This window comes from Caulobacter sp. GW821-FHT10C03, from assembly GCF_059415485.1.
The window spans coordinates 80,577-101,516 of the sequence record NZ_JBWKNI010000002.1; the positions used below are offsets into that span (position 1 = coordinate 80,577).

Here is a 20,940-nt window from a genome sequence, read left to right on the forward strand (position 1 = left end):
CGACGCGCCTGGCAGCCGGACGGGAGCCCCGATGGTCGATTACGAGCGCAGGCTGCTGATGCTGGTCGGGCTGATCGCCCTGGCCTTCCTGCCGCTGCTGGCCGCGTCCCTGGTGTTCCTGTCGCAGGTTTCGACCGCGCAGGACCGGCTGGACGCCCTCTACGCCCGCACGGTGATCCTCGCCCACGAACTGCGCGGCGAGAAGATGCGGCAGAATTCGCTGGTGCCGGTGATCGTGCTGACCGGCGACGCCGCGCCGCTGGGCGAGCTGAAGCGTTCGAACGAGCAGTTCGACAGCCTGCTGGGCCAGCTGCGCGGCCTGGCGCGCGACACGGGCGCCCACACCACCCTCGATACGGTGGCCGCCCTGCAGCGCCGGCTGCTGACCATGCAGGACACGGGCCTGGCCAAGCGGCTGGGCGGCGCCTCGCCGGCCGAGGCCAACGCCTATTTCCAGCGCAACGCCGTGCCCCTGTCGGCGGAGCTCAACGCGGCCATCGACCGCTTCGCCGACCAGGCGACCGCTGGCTACCAGGCCGAGCGGGCCCACAGCCAGCGCGTGGTGAGGGGCGTCTTCTGGGTGCTGGCCGTCGCCTCGGTCTGCGCCTTCGCCTTCTGCGCTTTCCTGGGCCGGCTGCTGCTGCGGCTGGTCGAGCAGAAGCGCGCCTACGACCAGGCCGCCGCCCGCCTGGCAGAGCGCGAAAAGTCCATCTCCCTGGCCCGCAAGGAAGCCGTCGAGATCGTCGCCCACGACCTCAACAACCCGATCACCACCATCCTGTTCGCCAGCGAGAACCTGCTGGCCGAGCCCGAGCTCGACCACCAGCCGCGCATGAAGGGGGCGATCGAAAACATCCGCATGGCCACCGAGACCATGCGTCGGCTGATCCGCAACATCCTCGACCATTCCAAGATCGAGGCCGGGGGGCTGGTGCTGTCGAAGGAGACGGTCGACCTGCGCCGGCTGCTGGCCGACGTCGCCGGCCAGTTCGAGGTTTCGGCCGCCCGCAAGGGCGTGGCCTTCTCCTACGCGCCGCACGGCGACCTGGACGCGGCCGATGCGTTCCTCGAAGCCGACGGCGCTCGCCTGGAGCAGGTGGTGGCCAACCTGCTGTCCAACGCCATCAAGTTCACCGCCCCCGGCGGCCAGGTGTCGCTGACCAGCGAGATCTCCGACGTCGCCGTGGTGGTCGAGGTGCGCGACACCGGCTGGGGCATGACCGAAGAACAGGCCGCCCGGATCTTCGACCGCAACTGGCAGACCGATGCGGCCGCCGCCCATGGTAACGGCCTGGGCCTGACCATCAGCAAGGCCATCGTCGAAGCCCACGGCGGCCGCCTCGGGGTGGATAGCCGCCCCGGCGAGGGCTCGGCGTTCCGCGTCACCCTGCCGCTGGCGGCCTGAGGCGAGGCGTCAGACCCGCACGCCCCTGACCTTCGCGGCCAGGGTTTCCAGCCTGTCCATGTCGGCGTCCGACAGCGTCAGGGTCACCGCCGCGACGTTCTCTTCCAGGCGCGTCCGCCGGCGCGTGCCGGGGATCGGGACCATGGCCACGCCCAGCGCCCGGGCGCGGGCGTAGAGCCAGGCCAGGGCCGTCTGGGCCGCCGTGATCCCATGCGCGGCGGCGATCACCTCAACCTCGGCGACCAGCCGGTCGTTGCCGTCCAGGTTCTCCGCCGCAAAGCGCGGGAAGTTCAGGCGCGCATCGTCCTTGGGCAGCGCGCGGGCGAAGTCGCGGGCGGTCAGCAGGCCCCGGCCCAGCGGCGCGAAGGGCACGAGCGTCACGCCCAGTTCGGCGGCCAGGGGGGCGATCTCGTCCTCGATGTCGCGGCTGAACAGCGACCATTCCGATTGCAGGGCGGCGATCGGATGGATGGCATGGGCCTGGCGCAGTTCGTCGGGCTCGACCTCGCACAGGCCCAGCTGACGCACCTTGCCGGCGCTCACAAGCTCGGCCATGGCGCCGACGGACTCGGCCAGCGGCACGGCCTTGTCACGGCGGTGCATATAGTAGAGGTCGATGGTCTCGACCCCGAGCCGTTGCAGCGACCGCTCGACGGCCGCGCGGATGTGTTCGGGCCGGTTGCTGAGGCTCCAGTCGTCGGGCGTCTGCGGCGTGCGGACATAGCCGAACTTGGTGGCGACCAGGGCCGCGCCCCGGTTCCGGCGCAGGAAATCCGCCAGGAAGGCCTCGTTGGCCCCCAACCCGTACATGTCGGCGGTGTCGAACAGGGTCACGCCCAGTTCCAGGGCGCGGTCCAGCGTGGCGCGGGCCTCGGCCTCGTCGGTCGCGCCGTAGAACTCGCTCATGCCCATGCAGCCAAGGCCCTGGGCGCCGATGGAGGGACCGCCACGCCCGAGTTCGACCTGGGGAAGGGCGCGCGAAAGGTTCGTCATGGAAAGGCTCCGAATGGGTGACGAACAGCTCTATAAGTGTGGACCATGGTCCATGGTCAAGGAGCCGTCGGCATGCTGATCTCGGAGTTCGCCCGCGTCGCCGGCCTGCCCGTCGACACCGTCCGGTTCTATGTCGGCAAGGGGCTGCTGCGGCCCGAACGGGGCGGCAAGGGCGGCGGCAATCCGTATCAGGTCTTCACCCGCGACGACGTCACCACCGCCCGCATGATCCGCCTGCAGCAGTCCCTGGGCTATTCGCTGCGGGAGATCGCGGCGCTGAACGAGGAGTACCGGGGGGGCGGCGGCGGGGACGAGCGCACGGCGCAGGTCCTGCGCCTGCAGATCGAGCGCCTGCTGCAACGCCGGGCCGAACTCGACGCCGGCCTAGACTTTCTGCAAGGCAAGCTCGACTGGCTGGCGGCGGGACGCCCCGGCGACGTCCCGCGCCTGGAGGACTATCTCTGCCGCGCCGAGGCCGCCAGTTCCGAGAGCCCTTCGGCCAGGGAGACGACCGGCGCATAGCCGAGCTCGCGGCGGGCCTTGCCGATGTCGAGCGTCACCTCCACGGCCGAGGCGGCGAAGCCTTGCAGGGTCAGCGGCACGGGCTTTGCGCCCCGCGTGACCAGGCCGATCAGGTCGCCCACGGCCGCGACAGCGCGCACCACGCCGCGCGGAACCACCTTGTCCGGCGCCGCCTCACCCTGCGTCTCCAGCAGCGCCGATACGAAGGTCCGGAACGCCATCGGCTCGCCGTCCGACAGGAAATAGACCTCGCCGCCGCGTCCGGCCCGCAGCGCCAGATCGACGCCATGACAGAGGTTGTCGATGTGGGTGGTCGAGGTCCGATAGCCGCCGCCGTCGATCCAGGCCAGCTGGCCGGAACGGGCGGCCTCGACCAGCGTCGGCAGGGCCGTCGTGTCGTCGCGGCCCCAGACGAAGCGCGGCCGCACGACGACGAGCGCGAAGGTCTCGTCGTTCATGGAGAGGGCGATCTTCTCGGCGGCGATCTTGCTGCGGGAATAGGAGCCGGCCGGCCGGGCCGGATAGGGCCGGGTCTCGTCGACATGGCGCAGCGGCCGCCCGTCGCTCAGCACCGACTCCGTGCTCAGGTGCACGACGCGGCGCACGCCAGCGGCCCGGGCGGCGCGCAGGACGGTCCGGGTCCCTTCGGCGTTGGTGCGCATCTGCGCCGCGCCTCCATGACCGTGGTCGGTGTCGGCGGCGGCGTGGACCAGGGCGTCGCAGCCGGCCATGGCCTGGCCGATCCCCGGATCGAGGATGTCGCCAACCACGGCGATCGCGCCCAGGGCCCGCAGGCGGTCGGCGGCTTCGGGGCTGCGCGCCAGGGCGACCACCTCGACGCCGTCGCTCAGGAAGCGGCGCACCAGATTGCGTCCGACATAGCCGGCCGCGCCGGTCACGAAGAGGCGTCGCGGGCAGGCGTGCGCGCTCGTCGCCGCGCCAGGCGCGGCGGAGGGAGGGTTGGTCATGGTCTTGAAGTCCGGTTTGGGGGAGGGGTCAGTCGCCCGTCGGCGGCGGGCCGTCCTGCGGCGTCGCCGAGGACAGCCATTCGATCTCGCGAACGATCCTGTCGCGCTCGGCCGGCGGGAAGTGGTGGAAGTCTAGGAACTCGAGGAACTTCAGGCCCTCGAGGGCGAGATAGGCCAGCAGGGCCCCGCGCGGCGCGGCGGAGGTGTCGAGCACCCGGGCGACCACGCCGGCCTGGTTGGCCTGCATCTTCCGGCGCAGGTCGGCGTCCAGCACCAGGGCGGCGCTGAGGTTCAGAGCGACGGCGCGGAAGTCCTCGGGCGGGGCATGGGCGCCGCCGCGGATCCGCCCGCGGATGACGGGACTTTCCTGGCCCGCCAGTTCGGCCTCCAGCGCCGCGTGGCGGGCGTTGTCGGCCGCGAACGAGCGATCGACCACCGCCTCGATCAGGGCCTGCTTGGTCTTGAAGTCGTAGATCACCGTCGCCTTGCCGACCCCGGCCTCCTTGGCCACGGCGTCCAGCGTCAGGTTGGCCGCGCCGTCCCGCGCGACGACGCGCTCGGCGGCGTCGAGAATGACCTGCTGGTCGATGACGCGCTTGCGTCCCATCTTGGCTCCAATTCATAACCGACCAGATGGTTATAAATCGAGAGCAAGCGATCCGTAAAGACCGGGGCGCGGATTCGCGGCGTTCTGTCGCCCTCAGGCCAGCGGCTTCAGCTCGCCCAGCACCGTCGGGATCAGCTCCGACACCGTCGGATGGATCGGCACGGTGCGCTGGAGCACCGTGTAGGGGGCCTTGGCGTACATGACGTCGAGAATGCCGTGGATGGCCTCGTCACCCGAGACGCCGAGGATCGAGGCGCCGAGGATCTGCTTGGTTTCAGCGTCGACCAGCACCTTCATGAAGCCCTGCGTCTCGCCCTTCTCGATGGCGCGGCCGACGCGGGTCATGGGTCGAGTTCCGACCAGGGCGGGGCGGCCAGTGGCGCGGACCTCGGCCTCGGTCATCCCCACCCGGCCCAGCGGCGGGTCGGTGTAGAGGGCGTAGGCGGTCAGGCGGTCGGTGACCTTCCTCGGATCATCGTCCAGCAGGTTGGCGGCGATGATCTCGAAGTCGTTGTAGGCCGTGTGGGTGAAGGCGCCCCGGCCATTGCAGTCGCCCAAGGCCCAGATCGACGTGACGTTGGTGCGCAGGGCCTCGTCCACCTGGATGTAGCCGCGCTTGTCGAGCGTCACGCCGGCCGCGTCGAGGCCCAGGTCGTCGGTGTTGGGCTTGCGGCCGACGGCCAGCAGCACGTGGGAACCCACCACCGCCGGCTCGCCTTCGCGGCAGGACACGTGGACACGGACGCCTTCCTCACAGGGCGAGAAGCTGATGCACTCGGAATTGAGCCGGAAGGCTACGCCCTCGGCCTCGAGGATCTCGCGCACCGTGTCGGAGACCTCCGGGTCCTCGCGGCCGATCAGGCGCGGCCCCATCTCGACCACCGTCACCGCCGCGCCGAAGCGCCGATACATCTGGGCGAACTCCAGGCCGATATAGCTGCCGCCGACGATCACCAGGTGCTCGGGCAGCACGTCGAGCTGCATCATGCCGGTGTTGGTCAGATAGGAGACGTCGTTGACGCCCGGCATGTCGGGCACGTTGGCGCGACCGCCGACATTGAGGAAGATCTTCGGCGCCTCCAGCACCGCCTCGCCGACCTGCACGGTGGTGGGCGAGGTCAGGCGGGCGTGGCCTTCGAAGACGGTGAGGCCGTCCATGCCTTTCAGCCACTTTTCCACGCCGCCGCGGGCGTTGTGGACGACGGTCTGCTGGCGGGCCTTGACCGCCTTCATGTCGATCTCGACGGGGCCTTGCAGCACGACGCCGTAGTCGGCGGCGCGGCGGGCCAGGTGCGCGGCGTAGGCGCTCGCCACCAGGGTCTTGGTCGGCATGCAGCCGGTGTTGACGCAGGTGCCGCCGAACAGCTTGCGCTCGACCAGGGCCACCTTCCAGCCGGCGGCGGTCAGGCGGCCGGCCAGGGACGGCCCCGCCTGCCCTGCGCCGATGATGATCGCGTCGAACACCTGCGCGGCCATCACGACACCGCCGAGACGATCAGCCAGGCGCCGCCCAGGGCGACCACGTCCTCGATCAGGGCCGCCGGCGTGTCGCGCTTGAAGGCCTTGGCCAGGCGGGCACGGCCCTCGGCCCCGCCCAGAGTGCCGATCACCGCCCCGACCACGCCGAGGATGGCCCCGACGATCCACGAGCCGCCGGCGAAACCGATGGCGGCGCCCGAGAAGCCGCCGCTGACGATGCGAGCCCCGAACTGCGGCGGAACCTTGCGGCTGGGCGTGAAGGGCAACTGGTCAGTGACCAGCTCGACCGCCGCCAGGGCGGTGAAGATCCAGACGGCGATGTTGTTTCCCAGCCAAGCCAGCGGCGTCCCCGCCAGCGGGATCCAGCCCAGATGCGCGGCCCAGGCGACGGCGGCCGGAGCGGTCATGGCCCGCAGGCCGGCGATCACGCCGATCAGCAGGGCGAGGACGTAGAGGGTCATGCGAGAACTCCCGAGCGTCGCCGCGATCAGGCGCGCCTTGGGAGCAAACCGCAAGCGGAGCGTGCAGGCTTGGACGTTTCGGCTTTGGCGAAGAGGGCGAGCCGCTCCGATCGCTACACGGTCGTCTCTCCCGCCGGGACCGGCTCCATCAGCGGATACTCCCGCTCCAGCCGGTAGACCGAGCCTTCCCGGGTCTGCCAGCTGGAATAGAGGCCGAAGCGGTCGACCCGGAAGGCCGGCGAGTGCAGCAGGTTGTTGCGCTGGATCCAGGCGGCGACCTCGGGAACCGTGGCGCGCTTCAGATAGGCCAGGGTGACGTGCGGCAGGTAGGTGCGGGTCTCGGGCTTGAGGCCGACATGGCGGGCGGCGCTTTCGTTGGCCTTCTGCAGGCGGCGCAGCAGGGGCTGCTCCTCCACCCCCGCCCAGACGGCGTGCATGTCGGGACCCTCGCCGAAATGGCCGGCGCCCTTCAGCTCCAGGTCGAAGGCCGGGGCCTGGATCTCCGCCAAAGCCTCGTCGAGGTCGGCCGCGTCGGGCTCGGCCACGTCGCCGATGAAGCGCAGGGTGATGTGGAAGGCGTCCAGCGGCCGCCAGCGGGCGCCCTCGATACCGGACTGGCGGTCTTGCAGGGGCGCGCCGATCTCGGGCGGCACGGCGATCGCGGTGAACAGACGGATCATGCCGCCAGCTTAGACGCCCGGCGGCCGAGACGTCCATGCAGGTCCGCCCGGACTTCCGCCGGGGAACACAAACCGATAAGGGCGGGCGGCGGCTTCCTCCCCGGCCGCGACAGTCGAGGACGTTTCCATGCCGCGCTCGCCGGAGATCATCGCGCTCAGCGCCGAGTCGCCCAACCTCGTCGAAGGTCAGTGGCCCGACCGCGTGATCGACACCGTCTCGCGCGCCGAACTGCACGCCTTCAAGGTCGAGGCGCCCAAGGCCCGGGTGCTGGTCTGCGCCGGCGGCGGCTATCTGCGGCTGATGCTCGACCGCGAGGGGGTCGAGGTCGCCCTGTGGCTCAACGATCTGGGCTACGACGCTTACGTCCTGGCCCACCGCCTGCCCGGCGCGGTCGATCCCGCGACCGGTGGGCCCCACCCCGCCGATATCGCCCTGACCGACGCCCTGTCGGCGCTGGAGACGATCCCGCGCGACCTGCCGCTGTTCGTCATGGGCCTGTCGTCGGGCGGACACCTGGCCGGAACCATCGCCTGCCAGCCGGGCGTCGATGCGGCCGGCGTGCTGATCGCCTACGCCCCGATCAACGCCAACCACAAGGACTACAAGGCCCCGGCCGGCAAGCCCGACTATCCGCCGGTGGAGAAGCAGGCCTTCTACGACGCCTGGCCGATCGGCATCGCCGCGCAGCCGCACGGCGTGCCGGCCTGCCCGGTGTTCCTGGCCTACGCCCTGCTCGACGAGGCGGTGCCGGTCGAACACGCGCTGAACTTCATCAGGACCGCCCGCGACCTGAAGCTCGATCTGGACGCCCACGTCTTCGGAACCGCCCCGCACGGCTTCGCCTTGCGCGAACTCGACGGTCCGCAGGGCGCCTGGCCGGCCCTGGCAGCCGACTGGATGGTCCGCAAGGCAGGGGGCTAGCGCCGGAAGCCGCCGCTGGCCGATGGTGGCGCGCTTGGATAAGGATTGGTGATGTCCGACGATCCTGACTACAGCCGCGGCTTCGGCGGCGCGGCCCTGGCCGCGCGACTGCGGCGGGCGTCCGAGCGCCTCGACCGGGACGGCGCCCGGGTCTACGCGGCCCACGGCGTGCGCTTCGAGCAGCGCTGGTACGGCGTGATGCGCCAGCTGATCGAGCATGGCCGACCGATGGCCGTGGGCGAGATCGCCGCCATCCTGCACATCACCCACGCCTCGGTCAGCGAGACCAGCCGGTCGATGGAGAAGGCCGGGGTTGTCGCCTCGGTCGCCGCGCCCGACGACGGCCGCCGGCGCCTGATGGACCTGACCGACGAGGGCAGGACCCTGGCGGCGCGGCTGACCCCGCTGTGGGACGCCTTCAACGCCGCCGCCCGCGAACTCGACACCGAGGCCGGCGAGGTCACCCGCCTGCTCGACCGCCTCGACGACGCCTTGCAGGACCGGTCGATGTTCGACCGGATCATGGCCCGGATGACGGCGCGCGAGCCTATCGATTGACAGATATGTAGGCACCTACATAAATGGCCGCCGAACGGAGATCGCTGGTCATGACCCCCACCCGACGCGCCCTGCTGGGCGCCCTGCCCGCCCTGGCCTGCCTGCCCCGGCCCGCCTTCGCCGCGGCCCCGAAGACGCTCTCCGCCGCCGACCTCTATCGCGACGCCGTCGTGATCAACGGCAACCTGCTCCTGCCCTTCGACGACGAAAAGCCGCTGGACAAGGAGACCCGCGACCAGATCAAGGCCTCGGGCCTGACAGCCGCCAAGATGACGATCGGCGGTTCGGGCGGCGAGACCCGGGCCGAGGTCGTCGAAAGCATCGCCGGCTTCGACAAGGCCATCGCCCTGAACCCCGACCTCTACATGAAGGTCGCCGGCCCGGCCGACTTCGCCCGCGCCAAGGCCTCGGGCCGGCTGGGCGTGATCTATTCGTTCGAGGCGGCCGAGATGCTGGAGGGGGACGTCGCCGCCATCGACCAGTTCCGCGACCTCGGGGTGCTGGTCATGGGCCTCAGCTACAACCGCACCACCCCGTTCGCCTCGGGCACGATGTCGAAGGAGTCCACGGGCCTCACCGCCCTGGGCCGCCAGGCGGTGGCGCGGATGAACGCCAGAGGCGTGACCATCGACGTCAGCCACAGCGACGAAAAGTCTAGCCTGGCCGCCATCGAAGCCTCCGACCGGCCCGTGCTGATCACCCATGCCGGCTGCAGCGCGGTGCACGCCCATCCGCGCAACAAGTCAGACGACCTGATGCGCGAACTGGCCGACCGCGGCGGGGTGATCGGGATCTATGAGCTGAGCTACCTGACGACCGCGCCGGCCCAGCCGTCGCTGGAGGTCTATCTGGCTCACCTGACACACGCCCTGAAGGTCTGCGGCGAAGACCATGTCGGCATCGGCAGCGACGCCCTGCTGTGGCCCTTCGACACCTCGCCCGAGAGCATGGCGGAGTGGAACAAGAGCCTGGAGGATCGCAAGGCCGCCGGCGTCGCCGCCCCGGGCGAAGGACCGCCGCCGTTCGTCACCGAACTGAACCGGCCCGACCGCTGCGCGATCATCGCCGACGCTCTCTCGAAGCGGGGCTACAAGGCGCGGGTGGTGGAAAAGGTGCTGGGCGGCAATTTCCGGCGGGTCTTCAACGAGACCTGGACCGGCTGAGGACCTCAGTCCTCGAAAGCGTCTTCCGCCGGGTCTTCTTCCGAAGGGCCTTCGGGTTCGCCCACCAGGTTCGGCGGATCGATCAGCACGACGCGTTCGGCCAGCTTCACTTCCGGCGCTGCGGCGCGGGTGAAGGGCAGGTACCAGGTCTGGCCGCCGAGCGGAGGCGTGATCTCGAGCAGGTCGCCAGCCCCGAAGTCCTGCACGCTCTTGATCTTGCCCAGGTCCTCGCCGGTGGCGACGTGGCGCACGGCCAGGCCGATCAGGTCGGTGAGGTAGAACTCGTCCTCGTCCGGCTCGGGCAGGGCCGAGCGGGGGACGAACAGCTTGAGGCCGCGCAGGGCGTCGGCGGCTTCCTTGGTGGTGATTTCAGCGCAGCGGCAGATCAGGCCGTCCTTGACCGGACGAGCCGAGCCGATGCTCAGGGCGGTCGAACCGTCCTGGCGCAGGAGCCGCTTGAAGCCCTTCAGGGCCATCGGCTCCTCGGTATAGGTCGAGATCCGCACCTCGCCGCGCACGCCGAAGCCGCCGGCCACACGGCCGACCAGGATCAACGGGTCATCGGGAGAGATGGGCATCGACGGGAGACTTTCCGGGATAGAGCGCGCCAGGGTTAAGTGTGCGCGGTTAACCCGCCCGGGCGCGCTCTAGAAGAACGAAAGCCTGCCAATTGGCAGGCTCAGGCCGGTCGTAGGGGTAGAGAAGAGAATGGCGCCGCTCCCACGAGGAGAGCGGCGCCGTATCCCTTAGCCTTCCGAAGCTTCTTCAGCCGGGGCCTCGGCGGCCGGGGCTTCTTCAGCAGCCGGAGCCTCTTCGGCCGGAGCCGGAGCAGCGGCGGCTTCGGCGGCGGCGGCGGCGGCGGCTTCAGCGGCGGCGGCGGCGGCGGCCTTGGCGTCTTCCTTGGCCTGGGCTTCGGCGGCGGCGCGCTCTTCTTCGCGCTGGGCGCGCTCGGCGGTGCGTTCCTTGGCCTTCTTGCCCGGCTCGCCCTTGTTCGGGTTGTTGCCGGCGGTCCAGGTCGACAGGCCTTGGGCGGCCAGGAAGCGCGCGACGCGGTCGGTCGGCTGGGCGCCCTTCTTGAGCCACTCCTGGATCGACTCGACCTTCAGGGTCACGCGAGCCGGGTCGTCCTTCTTGAGGAGCGGGTTGTAGGTGCCGACCTTCTCGATGAAGCGGCCATCGCGCGGCGAGTGGCTGTCGGCGATGACGATCGAGTAGTACGGACGCTTCTTGGCGCCGCCACGGGCGAGACGGATCTTCAGCATTGCATTAGTCCTTGGATTTGAAGTCTATTTTTTCTTGAACGGATTGAAGCCGGGCGGCAGGCCGCCCAGGCCGGAGAGCGGGTTGGCCCCGCCCCCGAGGCCCGGCAGACCGGGCAGCCCCGAAAGGCCTTGGCCTCCCGTCGCGTTGGGATCGGCCGCGGGCGCCTTGCCGCCGCCGAGGGATTTCAAACGGGCCATGTCGCCGCCGCCGAGCATGCCGGCCATGCGGGCCAGGCCCTTGCCGCCGTCCTTGCTCATCGACTTGAACATGTCGGCCATCTGCCGGTGCTGCTTGAGCAGGCGATTGACCTCGGCCACGTCGACGCCGGCGCCGGCCGCGATGCGGCGCTTGCGCGAGGCGGCCAGCACGTCGGGCTTCTTGCGCTCCAGCTTGGTCATCGAGCTGATGATCGCCTGCTGGCGGCGGAAGATGCTGTCGTCGATGCCGCTGTCGGCGATCTGCTTCTTGACCTTCTGGACGCCCGGCAGGAGGCCCATGATGCCTTCCATGCCGCCCATCTTCTGCATCTGCGAAAGCTGGGCCGACAGGTCGTTGAGGTCGAACTGGCCCTTGGCCAGCTTCTTGGCCATGCGCTCGGCTTCGGCCGCGTCGAGGTCGGCGGCGGCCTTCTCGACCAGCGCGACGACGTCGCCCTGGCCCAGGATCCGGCCGGCGACGCGACGGGCGTCGAACACGTCGAGCTGGTCGATCTTCTCGCCGGCGCCGAGGAACTTGATCGGCAGGCCGGTGACGTGGCGCATCGACAGCGCCGCGCCGCCTCGGCCGTCGCCGTCGGCGCGGGTCAGGATCAGGCCGGTCAGCGGCAGGCGCTCGTGGAACGCCTTGGCCGTGCGCACGGCGTCCTGGCCGGTCAGGCTGTCGGCGACCAGCAGGGTCTCGGACGGATTGGCGATGCGGGCGATTTCCGCCGCTTCGCTCATCATCGCCTCGTCCAGCGTGGTGCGGCCGGCGGTGTCGAGGATCAGGACGTCGTAGCCGCTGAGGCGGGCGGCCGTCATGGCGCGCTTGGCGATGTCGACGGCGCTCTGGCCGGCGACGATCGGCAGGCTCTCGACGCCGACCTGCTGGGCCAGGGTCGCCAGCTGCTCCATGGCCGCCGGGCGGCGGGTGTCGAGCGAGGCGACCAGCACCTTCTTGCGCTCGGTCTTGGAGAGACGCAGCGCCAGCTTGCCGGTGGTGGTGGTCTTGCCCGAGCCTTGCAGGCCGGCCATCAGGATGATGGTGGGCGGGTTGAGCGCCAGGTTCAGGCCGGTGGGGACTTCCCCGCCCAGCATGTCGACCAGGCCGTCATAGACGATCTTGACCACCTGGTCGGCCGGCTTGACCGAACGGATGACGGCTTCGCCGCCGGCGCTTTCCTTGGCCTTGGCGATGAAGTCCTTGACCACCGGCAGGGCGACGTCGGCTTCCAGCAGGGCGACGCGGACTTCGCGCAGGGCCTCGTCGATGTCCTTTTCGGACAGCACGCCACGACCGCCGAGGCGGTCGAAGACCCCTGAAAGTCGCTCTGTAAGCCCGTCGAACATGTCGAACCCGCGTTAGAAACAAAGGCTCCAAACGCCATCAGCCCCCGTGGACGATAACGTCGACGGGGGTCCTCGCCGTCCTCGTCCGCATGGGATCCCGGGCTACCGGGGCGGGGGCGTGACGGTGGAGGCGCTGCTGATAAAGCGCCGGAAGTGGGCGCTTATGCCGGGCGGCTGTGGAAAATGCAAGGATTTCGAGTCGCTTGCGGGGCTGCGGCCGGGAAGACACGGTGCGGCCGGAACCGCTCCGACAAGGAATGCCGAGCCTTTGCCTTTCCGCCTGCGGAGGATTATGGGCTTCATCGAACGCGTTCGACGGGATGCGGTCAGGGATTGGGGTCCCGTTTCTTCTGGTTTGATCGCAAGGACTCCATGTCGACCAAGCGCCTGACCGCCGTGATGGCGGTCGCCCTCGCCCTGCCCGCCAGCGCCCTGGCTCAAGCCCTGCCCTACAAGGACATCGAAGCGCCCTCGACCTGGGAGGTCGATGTCGGCGGCGGTCCCGTCTACGGCTTCAGCCCCGGCGGCAAGGACCCGCACAAGACCAACTTCACCCTCTGGGGCAGCGCCACCTGGAAGGACAAGGTCTACGCCAACGGCCTCGACGGCCTGGGCTACAACGTCGTCAAGCAGGACGACTTCCGCGCCGGCGTGCAGCTGCGCCCGCGCTGGGGCGGTCCGGACGACACCTCCAGCGGCATCGAGAGCCCCGACACCGGCGCGGACCTGGCGCTCTACGCCTACAAGCGCACCTGGAAGGACTGGGTGGTCGGCGGCCGCATCGGCCGCGACGTCACCGACGTCTCCGACGGCTGGGACTTCTGGGGCTCGGTCTCGCGCCAGGACGTCACGCCCGTGGGCCTGCTGCAGTCGATGGTCTACGCCCGCGGCGGCGACAAGAACACCAATCGCACCTTCTACGGCGTGTCGGCAAAGGACGTGGCGGCCGTGCCGACCCTCGCCCAGTACGACCCCAAGGCCGGGCTGAACCAGGTGGGCGTCGCCTTCCTGATGATGACCCCGATCGGCGACAAGTACGCGGTCGGGACCTTCGCCAACTACGAGCGCATCCTGGGCGAAGCCGCCGACAGCCCGCTGACCGAGCGCTATGGCCAGCAGGACGAATACCGCGGCGGCCTGATCGTCGTGCGGCGCTTCATCGGGCGGTAGATCCACTCCCCTCCCGTAAAATCCCCGCTTTCGCGGGGGTTTTACGGGTCTTAGGGTCCCCTACCCCCGCAGTTCCACCCCGTTGCCCTCGGGGTCGGCGAGGTAGATCGACACCGCCTCGCCAGTCGAGCCGTAGCGCAGGCCCTCGGCGCCGACCGCGACGCCGCGAGCCTCCAGATAGGACCGCATCTCGCCTGCGTCGAAGCCTTCCACTCGCAGGCAGAAGTGGTCGAGGTTGCGACCTTCGACGCCCGGGGCCGCGCCGCCCATCAGGCCCAGGCGCCCGGCGACGTCCACCAGGTCGATCAGCTGGGCGCCGGCCCGCAGCTGGGTCAGGCCGACCGCGTCCTGGCGGTTCTCCACCGTGCAGCCGAGCACATCCACATAGAAGCGCTCCATGACCTTGGGATCCCTGACCCGCAGGACGAGGTGGTCGAGGCCGATCAGGCGCATGGCGGGGGTCTCCTGGTTCGGCCCTAGTTCGGCGAGGTCACCGTCGCGCCCTGGGCCTTCAGACGATCCAGCACGCCATTGCTCGGCAGCAGAAAGGCCAGGTCGACCACCGCCACCGTGACGCCGGGACGGCTGAGGGCCTCCGACAGCGCCTTGGCCGACTGGCCGATCTGATCGTCGAGCAGGCCCGCCCCGCCCGGCGCGCGCAGCAGGCAGCGCTGGGCGGCGCTGGACGAGTAGCGGGCGCGAACGGCGGCGATGTCGCCGTCGGCCCAGTCGCGGCCCAGGGTGTTCCAGCGCGGGGCCTCGTAGTCGATCTCGTTGAGGGCGTCGCGCAGACAGGCGAGGTTGGCCTCGTCCGACAGCTTGCCGGCGCTGGAAAGCACCGGACCCAGGCGATACTGGCTCATCGCCTTGACCTTGACGCCCTTGGCCTTGGCCATGCGTTCGATGGTGCTGACCGGCTTGGCCTCCGAAAGACCGGCGGCCTGGCGGAAGTCGGACAGCAGGATGAAGCCCGCCACGGCCGGCTTCCAGTCCTTGTAGGGCACGGCCGTGCGCCTGGCCTGGGTGCGGGCCTTGACGAAGCGGTCCTTCAGATCAGGCGGCAGGCGGTCTTCCAGCTTCTTGCCGAAGCCCTGGCGCACCCCGCCCCCGCCGGTCAGCACGAACTTGGTGATCTGCATCGGCCCCACCGAAGCCTCGGGCGGGACGAGCACCAGGCTGGCCTGGTCGAGGGCGCGGTTGAGGCGCGGACTTTCCCACTTCAGCTGGTGCGGCAGCGGCGCGGCCGAACCGAGCACGTAGAGCTTGGCGCCGTTCTTCTCGACCAGCCACAGGGCCGGCCCCGGCGGCCGGGCCACGACCAGCAGTTCCTCGACCACCGCGCTGCCGGGATCGGCCGGTTGCAGCTCGACGGTTGGAGACGGCGGCGGTGTCTGGGCCAGGGCCGGAACCGAAACGGCGAAGGCGAGCGCGGCGACGGCGGCGATCCGGGCGGTCTTGGCGGCCATGCGTCGTTCTCCTGGGTAGGCACGCAGACATAATGCGCGTCGGCGGATGGCGAAACGGGGGCCTGAAGGGGGTCTGTCTTGCGCGGGACGGCCGACGCATGGCTGTCTGCCTGCGCTGTTCGGCGATCCTGGAGGGGGAAACATGCGCGGATTGATGAGCGCGGCCTGCGTGGCCGCCGTCCTGGCCGGAACGGTCGCTTCGCCGACCCTGGCCCAGACGCCTGCCGCGGCCGCCGCTCCTTCTCCCGCCACCCAGGCCCTGAAGACCCTGATCGACGAGCACTGGGCCTGGTGGCTGAAGGGTTCGCCGCTACAGGCCACGCTGCTCGGCGTCCGCACCTACGACGACCAGCTGGACGATCCTTCCCTGGCCTTCGCCGACCGCCGCGCCGCCGAGGCCGCCGCCTTCCTCAAGCGCCTCGACGCCATCTCGGATGCGGGCCTGTCGCCGGCCGACCGGGTCAACAAGGCGATCCTGCACCGGATGCTGAGCGAGCAGGTCGAGGGCAATGGGTTCGGCCAGCGCACCATGCTGTTCTCCAGCATCGGCAGCTGGCACCAGTATTTCGCCGCCCTGCCCGACATGCTGCCGTTCTTCACCAAGGCCGACTACGACAGCTACCTGACTCGGCTCGACCTCTATCCGGCCTACAACAAGGCCTCGATCGAGACGGTCCGGGCGGGCCTGAACAAGGGCTACGTCCAGCCGTGCGAGCCGATGAAGGCCTTCGGCGCGACGATCACCGCCTCCATCGCCAGGGACCCGGAGGCCTCGACCTTCTACAAGCCGTTCAAGGCCAAGAAGCCCTCGACCATCAGCGACGCCGACTGGGCGGCCATGCAAGCCCGGGCCAAGGCGGCGATCACGGCCAAGGTCAATCCCGCCTACCAGGCCCTGTCGGACTTCTACGAGAAGGACTACGCGCCCAAGTGCCGGACCAGCATCGGCGCCTCGGCCCTGCCCCAAGGCGCCGCCTGGTACGCCTACCAGGTGCGGGTGATGACCACGACGACCAAGACGCCCGAGGAGATCCATCAGCTGGGCCTTTCGGAAGTGGCCCGCATCCGCGCCGAGATGGACGAGGTGGCCCGCAAGAGCGGCATCGCGCCAGACCGCAAGGCCTTCATCGAGAAGCTGCGCACCGATCCGAAATACTACGCCAAGACCCCGGGCGAGCTGATGCGCGAGGCGACGTTCCTGGCCAAGACCATCGACGGCTGGATGCCCAAGCTGTTCGGAACCCTGCCCCGCCTGCCCTACACCGTGCGCGAGATCCCGGCCGAGATCGCCGAGGGCAACACCACCGCCTATTACAGCGCCGGCTTCGCCAGCACCGGCGCGCCGGGGGTCTATTTCGTCAACACCACGCACCTCGACCAGCGGCCGCTCTACGAGATGCCGGCCCTGACGGTGCACGAAGCCGTGCCCGGCCATCACCACCAGATCTCGCTGCAGCAGGAGCTGGACCTGCCGGAGTTCCGCAAGAACGCGGCCTTCTTCACCGGCTTCGTCGAAGGCTGGGGCCTCTATTCCGAGCGCCTGGGCATCGAGATGGGCCTCTACGACACCCCCGAGAAGGACATGGGCCGTCTCTCCTACGAAATGTGGCGCGCCTGCCGCCTGGTGGTCGACACCGGCATCCATTCCAAGGGCTGGACCCGCGACCAGGCCATCGCCTTCATGCTCGAAAACACGGCCCTGACCCGCACCAACATCGAGGCCGAGGTCGACCGCTACATCACCTGGCCCGGCCAGGCCCTGGCCTACAAGCTGGGCGAGCTGAAGATCCGCGAACTGCGGGCGCGGGCGGAGACGACGTTGGGTCCGAAGTTCGACATTCGCGGCTTCCACGACGCGGTGCTCAAGAACGGCGCGGTGCCGCTGGACGTGCTGGAGACGCAGGTGGACGCCTGGATCGCGGAGAGGAAGGGCGCCTGATCCCTCTCCCCTTGCGGGAGAGGGTGGCCTCGCGGAGCGAGGTCGGGTGAGGGGTCTCTCAAAACTGAAAGCTGCGTGCAGCGATCATGCCGGGCGGGGCGTCTCCCATCTGAGAGACCCCTCATCCGTCGGCTTCGCCGCCACCTTCTCCCGCAAGGGGAGAAGGAAGACTTTTGGCGCCGCACAATGACGCGCCGATCTCGGCTTGATTTTTGGACGAAGTCGTCCATTTATCCCGCGACGCGTCCGCCAGGCGAATAATCGCCCCGTCCGGACGCCCTCCTTTCTTGCAGGATCAGGCCATGGCCGAGGCGAAGAAGAAGAAGCTGGTTCCGCTGCTGGTCGCCGGCGTCGCCGGCGCGGCCATCCTGGTCGGCGGCGTGTTCTGGTACATCGACAAGCAGCGCTTCGAGAGCACCGACAACGCCTTCGTCCAGGCCGACACCGTCTCGGTCAGCCCGCAGGTCACCGGCTACGTCGCGCAGGTTCTGGTGGCCGACAACCAGCGGGTCGAGGCCGGCCAGGTGCTGGCCAAGATCGACCCCTCGACCTTCCAGGCCAAGCTCGACCAGGCGATCGCCAACGCCGCGGCCCTCGACGCCGCCATCAAGAGCGTCGACGACAAGGCCATCCTCGAACAGGCCCTGATCCAGCAGCGCCAGGCCGGCGTGAGCAGCGCCCAGGCCGACGCCGGCCGGGCCCGCGCCGATGTCGAGCGCTACGACGCCCTGGCCAAGCAGGGCTGGGTGTCGCAGCAGAAGGTCCAGACCGAACGCGCCGGCGCCAAGCAGTCGGACGCCGCCGTCGCCAGCGCCCAGGCCGCCCTCGAGGCCGAGCGCCGCACCGCCGGCGCGCTGGGCTCGGCCCGCGCCCAGAGCATCGCCCAGGCCGCCGCCGCCCACGCCGCTGTCGACCAGGCCCGCCTCGACCTGGAACGCACCGTGATCCGCGCTCCCGCCGCCGGCGTGGTCGGCGCCCGCAGCGTGCGTCCGGGCCAGTTGGTGCAGCCGGGCACCTCGCTGATGTCGGTCGTGCCGCTGGGCCAGAGCTTCATCGTCGCCAACTTCAAGGAAACCCAGGTTTCGCGCCTGCGCATCGGCCAGCCGGTCGAGATCCAGGCCGACGCCTTCGGCAAACAGAAGATCGTCGGCAAGGTCGACAGCTTCGCCCCGGCCACGGGTCAGGAATTCGCCCTGATCCCGGTCGAGAACGCCGTCGGCAACTTCACCAAGATCACCCAGCGCCTGCCGGTGAAGATCGTCGTCGACCGCAGCAAGCTGGGCGCGGCCCTGCGCCCCGGCCTGTCGGTCGAGGTCAAGGTCGATGTCCGCGACCGTTCGGGCGCCTCGTTCGCCGACGCCGCCCAGGGACCGCAGGTCGCCCGCCAGGACGCCCCGCACCCGGCTCAAAGCCGCTAAGGCCGCGCCGTCGTGACCGACGCCGCCTTCCCCGCCTCCGCCAAAGCCCCGCCAGCCGCAAAGCCGGCGGCCGAGGTCGACTGGACTAAGCTGTTCCTCGGCTTCGGGGCCATGGTCATCGGCCAGTTCATGGCCATCCTCGACATCCAGATCGTGGCCGCCTCGCTGCCGCAGATCCAGGCCGGCGTCGGGGCCAGCACCGACCAGGTCAGCTGGATCCAGACCGCCTACCTGATCCCCGAGGTCGTGATGATCCCGCTGTCGGGATATCTGTCGCGGCTGTGGGGCACCCAGCGCCTCTACATGGCCTCGTGCCTGGGCTTCATCGTCATGAGCGTGGCCACCGGCCTCAGCTCGTCGATCGACATGATGATCCTGACGCGGGCCCTGCAGGGCTTCATCGGTGGGGCGATGATCCCGACGGTGTTCGCCGTGGCCTTCACCGCCTTCCCGCCCGAGCGCCGGATCACCGCCAGCGTCATCATGGGCCTGATCGTCACCCTGGCCCCGACCGTCGGCCCCACCCTGGGCGGCCACCTGACCGAGTGGCTGTCCTGGCGCTGGCTCTTCTTCATCAACGTCCCGCCCGGGATCCTGGTGCTGTTCGCGGTCGCCAAGTGGGGCGACTTCGACAAGGGCGATCCGAGCCTGGCCAAGGGCTTCGACTGGACGGGCCTGGCGGTCATGGCCGCCTTCCTGATGAGCATGCAGTACGTGCTGGAGGAAGGCGCCAAGGAGAACTGGTTCGACGACGACCTGATCCTGGGCCTGACCGTCGTGGCGGTGACCACCGGCGTGGTCTTCATCTGGCGGCAGCTGACCTACAAGAACCCGATCGTCGAGCTTAGGGCCTTCGCCAACCGCAACTTCAGCATCGGCGTGCTGATGACCGCGATCTCGGGCGCCAGCCTGTTCGGCGGCACCTTCCTGCTGCCGCAGTTTCTCAGCCGCGTGCGGGGCTATTCGGCCTCGGAAGTGGGCACGACCATGGTCATTTCGGGCCTGTCGATGTTCGCCACAGGCCCGGTCGCCGGCCGCATCGTGCGCAAGATGGATCCGCGCATCCCCATGTGCATCGGCTTCCTGCTAGCGGGCTGGGGCATGTACATGGCCCACGGCGTGACCAAAAATTGGGGTTTCTGGGAATTCGCCGGGGTCCAGGCTTGTCGCGGCGTCGGGGTCATGATCGCGATGATCGCCACCCAGCAGATCACGATGAGCACCCTGCCCCAGCACATGGTCAAGAACGCCTCCGGCCTCGTGAACCTGGCGCGCAACACCGGCGGCGCCATCGGCCTGGCCTTGCTGGCCACCAGCATCACCCAGCAGACCGCCCTCTACTTCAACGACATGTCGTCGAAGGTGATGGCCGGCGGCGAGACCTCGACCATGATGGCGGGCCTGGCCGCGCGGATGCAGCAGCTGGGCGTCACCGATCCGGACGGCGCGGCGCGCAAGGCGATCGGCCAGATGCTCACCCAGCAGTCAACCGTGCTGGCCTTCGGCGACAGCTTCACCCTGCTGGCCTACGGTTGCTTCGCCGCCGCCGTGGTCAGCCTGCTGGCGGCCCCGCCCAAGGTGCTGCCGCCTCCGCCTTCGGACGCCCACTGATGCCCAGGATCGCCGGCCAGATCGACGTCGCCAAGACCGAAGCCATCCTCGACGCCGCCGTCGAGGTGATCGGCCAGCGCGGCCTTTCCGCCCCAATGGAGGAGATCGCCCGCCGCGCGGGGGTCTCCAAGCAGACGGTCTACAACCATTACGGCTCCAAGGCCGAGCTGGTGAAGGCGCTGATGGCCCGCCGGGTGGCCCGCATCACCGCGCCGCTGCACGAGCCGGGCGCGGTCGACAATCCGCAGGAGGCCCTGGAGGCCTTCGCCCGTTCGATGCTGGAGACGGTGATCACCACCAACGGCTATTCGGTGCTGCGGGTGATCATCCAGGGCGCGGGCGAGATGCCCGACGTCGCCAACGAGGTGTTCGAGGCCGGCCCCCGCCAGGCCCGCCGCCAGCTGGCGGTGTTCCTGGAGACCGAGACCAGGCTCGGCCGCCTGGCCGTCGACGACCCCGAACAGGCCGCCGAGTTCTTCGCCGGCATGGTCCTGGGCCACAGCCAGCTGCGCGCCCTGCTGCGCCTGCCGTCCGACCGCACCCCGGCCCAGTTCGACGCCCAGGCGGCGGCCGCCGCGGCGCGGTTCATGCGGGCTTACGCGCCTTAGGGCTTTTGCTTTCCGAGAATTCTGGCGCGCAGCTCGTCGAAATAAGCGTCGTCCGCCGGCCGGCCCAAAGGCGATCGTCCGCCATCAAGGATCTTTTCTCTCAGCGCCTCGATATCACGGGCGCGCTGCGCTTCATCGGGCATGTCCATAATCCGAAGAT

Annotated in this window: 22 protein-coding genes; 10 read left to right on the forward strand and 12 right to left on the reverse strand. The window is 69.7% G+C overall.

From position 1 onward, the window contains the following. Positions 1-31: 31 nt before the first annotated feature. Positions 32-1,405 carry a sensor histidine kinase gene (locus tag AC07NG_RS02400; protein ID WP_494591955.1) on the forward strand — a complete coding sequence of 458 codons (1,374 nt, stop codon included), beginning with the start codon at positions 32-34 and terminating at the stop codon, positions 1,403-1,405. A gap of 9 nt (positions 1,406-1,414) precedes the next feature. Here the strand turns inward: AC07NG_RS02400 and AC07NG_RS02405 are convergent, their stop codons facing one another. Beyond that, complete coding sequence (locus AC07NG_RS02405; RefSeq protein ID WP_494591957.1) at positions 1,415-2,398, reverse strand: aldo/keto reductase; 984 nt, start codon at positions 2,396-2,398, stop codon at positions 1,415-1,417. A gap of 72 nt (positions 2,399-2,470) precedes the next feature. On the opposite strand from AC07NG_RS02405, the gene AC07NG_RS02410 reads away from it, so the two are divergent. After that, entirely contained in the window at positions 2,471-2,920 is a 450-nt protein-coding gene (locus tag AC07NG_RS02410; protein ID WP_494591959.1) for a MerR family transcriptional regulator, read from the forward strand. Here AC07NG_RS02410 and AC07NG_RS02415 read toward each other — a convergent pair. The 5 genes from AC07NG_RS02415 to thpR all read right to left on the reverse strand — a co-directional run bounded on the left by AC07NG_RS02415 (position 2,854) and on the right by thpR (position 7,115). Then, the gene (locus AC07NG_RS02415; RefSeq protein ID WP_494591961.1) at positions 2,854-3,888 is read right to left on the reverse strand and encodes an NAD-dependent epimerase/dehydratase family protein; all 1,035 of its coding nucleotides are present in this window, start codon (positions 3,886-3,888) and stop codon (positions 2,854-2,856) included. The genes AC07NG_RS02410 and AC07NG_RS02415 overlap by 67 nt on opposite strands. A gap of 28 nt (positions 3,889-3,916) precedes the next feature. Beyond that, on the reverse strand, positions 3,917-4,495 hold the full coding sequence (locus tag AC07NG_RS02420; RefSeq protein WP_494591963.1) for a TetR family transcriptional regulator: 579 nt from the start codon (positions 4,493-4,495) through the stop codon (positions 3,917-3,919). 93 nt (positions 4,496-4,588) lie between these two features. After that, a complete protein-coding gene (locus tag AC07NG_RS02425) occupies positions 4,589-5,971 on the reverse strand; it encodes an FAD-containing oxidoreductase (RefSeq protein WP_494591965.1) in 1,383 nt (460 codons plus the stop codon). Continuing rightward, a complete protein-coding gene (locus AC07NG_RS02430; RefSeq protein ID WP_492854068.1) occupies positions 5,971-6,435 on the reverse strand; it encodes a DUF4126 family protein in 465 nt (154 codons plus the stop codon). The genes AC07NG_RS02425 and AC07NG_RS02430 overlap by 1 nt, the downstream gene beginning before the upstream one ends. Positions 6,436-6,548: 113 nt before the next feature. Then, positions 6,549-7,115, reverse strand: coding sequence for an RNA 2',3'-cyclic phosphodiesterase (gene thpR, locus AC07NG_RS02435; RefSeq protein WP_494591966.1), 567 nt, complete (start codon positions 7,113-7,115; stop codon positions 6,549-6,551). A 127-nt stretch (positions 7,116-7,242) separates the two neighbouring features. On the opposite strand from thpR, the gene AC07NG_RS02440 reads away from it, so the two are divergent. The 3 genes from AC07NG_RS02440 to AC07NG_RS02450 are packed head-to-tail and all read left to right on the forward strand — an operon-like array spanning position 7,243 to position 9,758. After that, positions 7,243-8,037, forward strand: a complete 795-nt coding sequence (locus AC07NG_RS02440) for an alpha/beta hydrolase (RefSeq protein ID WP_494591967.1) — start codon at positions 7,243-7,245, stop codon at positions 8,035-8,037. Positions 8,038-8,088: 51 nt separating this feature from the next. Then, positions 8,089-8,595 (forward strand): MarR family winged helix-turn-helix transcriptional regulator, encoded by a 507-nt coding sequence (locus tag AC07NG_RS02445; RefSeq protein WP_494591969.1) that lies wholly within the window; start codon positions 8,089-8,091, stop codon positions 8,593-8,595. A gap of 50 nt (positions 8,596-8,645) precedes the next feature. Continuing rightward, positions 8,646-9,758, forward strand: coding sequence for a dipeptidase (locus tag AC07NG_RS02450; protein ID WP_494591971.1), 1,113 nt, complete (start codon positions 8,646-8,648; stop codon positions 9,756-9,758). Positions 9,759-9,763: 5 nt separating this feature from the next. On the opposite strand, the gene rimM is transcribed toward AC07NG_RS02450, so the two are convergent. From rimM to ffh, 3 genes are all read right to left on the reverse strand, one after another. Further along, positions 9,764-10,336: a ribosome maturation factor RimM gene (rimM, locus tag AC07NG_RS02455; protein WP_492854072.1), complete on the reverse strand. Its 573-nt coding sequence runs from the start codon at positions 10,334-10,336 to the stop codon at positions 9,764-9,766. Between the two features lie 168 nt (positions 10,337-10,504). After that, complete coding sequence (gene rpsP / locus AC07NG_RS02460) at positions 10,505-11,020, reverse strand: 30S ribosomal protein S16 (protein ID WP_110121190.1); 516 nt, start codon at positions 11,018-11,020, stop codon at positions 10,505-10,507. 24 nt (positions 11,021-11,044) lie between these two features. Beyond that, positions 11,045-12,568 (reverse strand): signal recognition particle protein, encoded by a 1,524-nt coding sequence (ffh, locus tag AC07NG_RS02465; protein WP_110121191.1) that lies wholly within the window; start codon positions 12,566-12,568, stop codon positions 11,045-11,047. A 372-nt stretch (positions 12,569-12,940) separates the two neighbouring features. Here ffh and AC07NG_RS02470 point away from each other — a divergent pair, with 372 nt between their 5' ends. Continuing rightward, a complete protein-coding gene (locus AC07NG_RS02470) occupies positions 12,941-13,738 on the forward strand; it encodes a MipA/OmpV family protein (protein ID WP_494591973.1) in 798 nt (265 codons plus the stop codon). A gap of 60 nt (positions 13,739-13,798) precedes the next feature. Here the strand turns inward: AC07NG_RS02470 and AC07NG_RS02475 are convergent, their stop codons facing one another. Beyond that, on the reverse strand, positions 13,799-14,191 hold the full coding sequence (locus tag AC07NG_RS02475; protein ID WP_494591974.1) for a VOC family protein: 393 nt from the start codon (positions 14,189-14,191) through the stop codon (positions 13,799-13,801). Between the two features lie 23 nt (positions 14,192-14,214). Then, complete coding sequence (locus AC07NG_RS02480; RefSeq protein WP_492854075.1) at positions 14,215-15,204, reverse strand: TraB/GumN family protein; 990 nt, start codon at positions 15,202-15,204, stop codon at positions 14,215-14,217. A gap of 142 nt (positions 15,205-15,346) precedes the next feature. On the opposite strand from AC07NG_RS02480, the gene AC07NG_RS02485 reads away from it, so the two are divergent. From AC07NG_RS02485 to AC07NG_RS02500, 4 genes are all read left to right on the forward strand, one after another. Beyond that, entirely contained in the window at positions 15,347-17,143 is a 1,797-nt protein-coding gene (locus tag AC07NG_RS02485; protein WP_494591976.1) for a DUF885 domain-containing protein, read from the forward strand. A gap of 302 nt (positions 17,144-17,445) precedes the next feature. Beyond that, positions 17,446-18,561, forward strand: coding sequence for an HlyD family secretion protein (locus AC07NG_RS02490; RefSeq protein ID WP_494591978.1), 1,116 nt, complete (start codon positions 17,446-17,448; stop codon positions 18,559-18,561). A 12-nt stretch (positions 18,562-18,573) separates the two neighbouring features. Further along, positions 18,574-20,172: a DHA2 family efflux MFS transporter permease subunit gene (locus tag AC07NG_RS02495; RefSeq protein WP_494591980.1), complete on the forward strand. Its 1,599-nt coding sequence runs from the start codon at positions 18,574-18,576 to the stop codon at positions 20,170-20,172. Further along, the gene (locus AC07NG_RS02500) at positions 20,172-20,780 is read left to right on the forward strand and encodes a TetR/AcrR family transcriptional regulator (RefSeq protein WP_487291338.1); all 609 of its coding nucleotides are present in this window, start codon (positions 20,172-20,174) and stop codon (positions 20,778-20,780) included. The genes AC07NG_RS02495 and AC07NG_RS02500 overlap by 1 nt, the downstream gene beginning before the upstream one ends. Here AC07NG_RS02500 and AC07NG_RS02505 read toward each other — a convergent pair. Beyond that, on the reverse strand, positions 20,777-20,923 hold the full coding sequence (locus AC07NG_RS02505; RefSeq protein WP_494591982.1) for a hypothetical protein: 147 nt from the start codon (positions 20,921-20,923) through the stop codon (positions 20,777-20,779). The genes AC07NG_RS02500 and AC07NG_RS02505 overlap by 4 nt on opposite strands. Between the last annotated feature and the right edge of the window lie 17 nt (positions 20,924-20,940).

Excerpts from the sequence above, each read along its gene's own strand:
- AC07NG_RS02400 (WP_494591955.1), top strand. The coding sequence starts at position 32 with ATGGTCGATTACGAGCGCAGGCTGCTGATGCTGGTCGGGCTGATCGCC.
- AC07NG_RS02405 (WP_494591957.1), bottom strand. The coding sequence starts at position 2,398 with ATGACGAACCTTTCGCGCGCCCTTCCCCAGGTCGAACTCGGGCGTGGC.
- AC07NG_RS02410 (WP_494591959.1), top strand. The coding sequence starts at position 2,471 with ATGCTGATCTCGGAGTTCGCCCGCGTCGCCGGCCTGCCCGTCGACACC.
- AC07NG_RS02415 (WP_494591961.1), bottom strand. The coding sequence starts at position 3,888 with ATGACCAACCCTCCCTCCGCCGCGCCTGGCGCGGCGACGAGCGCGCAC.
- AC07NG_RS02420 (WP_494591963.1), bottom strand. The coding sequence starts at position 4,495 with ATGGGACGCAAGCGCGTCATCGACCAGCAGGTCATTCTCGACGCCGCC.
- AC07NG_RS02425 (WP_494591965.1), bottom strand. The coding sequence starts at position 5,971 with ATGGCCGCGCAGGTGTTCGACGCGATCATCATCGGCGCAGGGCAGGCG.
- AC07NG_RS02430 (WP_492854068.1), bottom strand. The coding sequence starts at position 6,435 with ATGACCCTCTACGTCCTCGCCCTGCTGATCGGCGTGATCGCCGGCCTG.
- thpR (WP_494591966.1), bottom strand. The coding sequence starts at position 7,115 with ATGATCCGTCTGTTCACCGCGATCGCCGTGCCGCCCGAGATCGGCGCG.
- AC07NG_RS02440 (WP_494591967.1), top strand. The coding sequence starts at position 7,243 with ATGCCGCGCTCGCCGGAGATCATCGCGCTCAGCGCCGAGTCGCCCAAC.
- AC07NG_RS02445 (WP_494591969.1), top strand. The coding sequence starts at position 8,089 with ATGTCCGACGATCCTGACTACAGCCGCGGCTTCGGCGGCGCGGCCCTG.
- AC07NG_RS02450 (WP_494591971.1), top strand. The coding sequence starts at position 8,646 with ATGACCCCCACCCGACGCGCCCTGCTGGGCGCCCTGCCCGCCCTGGCC.
- rimM (WP_492854072.1), bottom strand. The coding sequence starts at position 10,336 with ATGCCCATCTCTCCCGATGACCCGTTGATCCTGGTCGGCCGTGTGGCC.
- rpsP (WP_110121190.1), bottom strand. The coding sequence starts at position 11,020 with ATGCTGAAGATCCGTCTCGCCCGTGGCGGCGCCAAGAAGCGTCCGTAC.
- ffh (WP_110121191.1), bottom strand. The coding sequence starts at position 12,568 with ATGTTCGACGGGCTTACAGAGCGACTTTCAGGGGTCTTCGACCGCCTC.
- AC07NG_RS02470 (WP_494591973.1), top strand. The coding sequence starts at position 12,941 with ATGTCGACCAAGCGCCTGACCGCCGTGATGGCGGTCGCCCTCGCCCTG.
- AC07NG_RS02475 (WP_494591974.1), bottom strand. The coding sequence starts at position 14,191 with ATGCGCCTGATCGGCCTCGACCACCTCGTCCTGCGGGTCAGGGATCCC.
- AC07NG_RS02480 (WP_492854075.1), bottom strand. The coding sequence starts at position 15,204 with ATGGCCGCCAAGACCGCCCGGATCGCCGCCGTCGCCGCGCTCGCCTTC.
- AC07NG_RS02485 (WP_494591976.1), top strand. The coding sequence starts at position 15,347 with ATGCGCGGATTGATGAGCGCGGCCTGCGTGGCCGCCGTCCTGGCCGGA.
- AC07NG_RS02490 (WP_494591978.1), top strand. The coding sequence starts at position 17,446 with ATGGCCGAGGCGAAGAAGAAGAAGCTGGTTCCGCTGCTGGTCGCCGGC.
- AC07NG_RS02500 (WP_487291338.1), top strand. The coding sequence starts at position 20,172 with ATGCCCAGGATCGCCGGCCAGATCGACGTCGCCAAGACCGAAGCCATC.
- AC07NG_RS02505 (WP_494591982.1), bottom strand. The coding sequence starts at position 20,923 with ATGCCCGATGAAGCGCAGCGCGCCCGTGATATCGAGGCGCTGAGAGAA.